Source organism: Peribacillus sp. SIMBA_075 (assembly GCF_046534585.1).
Genome location: NZ_JAWRYN010001451.1, coordinates 1 through 242, shown reverse-complemented (window position 1 = coordinate 242; position 242 = coordinate 1). Strand labels below are relative to the sequence as shown.

The window sequence follows — 242 nt, the reverse complement described above, 5'->3', positions numbered from 1 at the left end:
CAATAATATTCAGAGCGGCATATCACTAATTCAAATTGCAGAATCTGGATTATCGACTATTCAAGATCCGAATCTATTAAGATTAAGGGAATTGGCAATACAAGCTGCTAATGATACTTTAACAAATGATGATCGACAGCAAATTCAAATAGAAAGTATTCAAATAAAAAAAGGAATAAATGAAATCGCTAATAATACCGAGTTTAATGCTATCAAGCTATTAAATAGAGGAGTAGAAAAGG

At 30.6% G+C, this 242-nt stretch carries 1 protein-coding gene; it reads left to right on the top strand.

The window, feature by feature from the left end; all coding sequences use genetic code 11:
- The coding region (locus SB775_RS33180) for a flagellin (RefSeq protein ID WP_410865544.1) at positions 1-242 on the top strand (242 nt) is incomplete at both ends.